The sequence below is a fragment of the Lamprobacter modestohalophilus genome (assembly GCF_016583905.1).
Taxonomy (GTDB): Bacteria; Pseudomonadota; Gammaproteobacteria; order Chromatiales; family Chromatiaceae; genus Lamprobacter; species Lamprobacter modestohalophilus.
In genome coordinates this window covers 1-778 of the sequence record NZ_NRRY01000190.1, presented here as the reverse complement: position 1 = coordinate 778, position 778 = coordinate 1, and the positions used below count along the sequence as shown (strand labels likewise).

General features: G+C 60.0%; 2 protein-coding genes. Both read left to right on the top strand.

Going from position 1 to position 778, the window contains the following annotated elements:
* The first annotated feature begins 266 nt into the window (after positions 1-266).
* Positions 267-347 carry a K(+)-transporting ATPase subunit F gene (kdpF, locus tag CKO42_RS28710; protein WP_416274564.1) on the top strand — a complete coding sequence of 27 codons (81 nt, stop codon included), beginning with the start codon at positions 267-269 and terminating at the stop codon, positions 345-347.
* A gap of 79 nt (positions 348-426) precedes the next feature.
* Positions 427-778 (top strand): potassium-transporting ATPase subunit KdpA (locus CKO42_RS26820; protein WP_200252866.1); only part of this gene is annotated, 352 nt, incomplete at its 3' end.

Sequence of the window (778 nt, the reverse complement as noted above, 5' to 3'; positions counted from 1 at the left end):
TCGGAGGCGACCGTGGTGCCGAAGGTGCCAAGGCCGATCACCGCGAAGCTGCGCTTTTGTTGTGTTGACATCGTGGCTATGCGGGTCGTGATTCCAAGAATGGCGGCGATTCTAGTCCTTGGGCGCCCGCTTGCAAAAGCGACGACGACGTGCTTCGACAAAATAGTACGCCTTTGTTACGCGCTTCCCCGGTCGGTGCCTAGCGCTGTTACGCCCGCGCTCTCTAACCTTACCCGCCTTGGTTAACAACGCTGTGTGAGGTCATCGTGTACGCCATCCTGCTGTTCGTCGTGCTGGCGTTGCTCGTCTATCTGTCGGTCGCCCTGCTGCGGCCAGAGAGGTTTTAGCCATGGGCATCATCGGCGCACTGATTCTCCTGGCCCTGTTCGGGCTGTGTTTTCTGTTCGTGGAATGGGAGGACCAGCTATGAATGAAGTCCTGCTCATCTACGCGGTCGCACTGTTATTGGCCTGGCCGTTGGGACGCTACTTGGCGACGATCTATTCGCCCAGACCGACCGCGCTCGATCGGCTGTTCGGGCCGGTCGAGTGGGTCCTTTACCGCGCCATCGGCGTTGATCCGCTGGCGCCCATGCACTGGAAAGCCTACGGCAAGGCGCTGCTCAAGCTGCATGTCGTCCTTGCGCTCCTTGTGCTGGTGATTTTGATGCAGCAGGGGCGGCTGCCGCTGAATCCGGACGGCATCGCGGGCATGAGCTGGGATCTGGCGCTGCATACCACGGCGTCCTTCATCACCAATACCAACCAGCAGCACTACT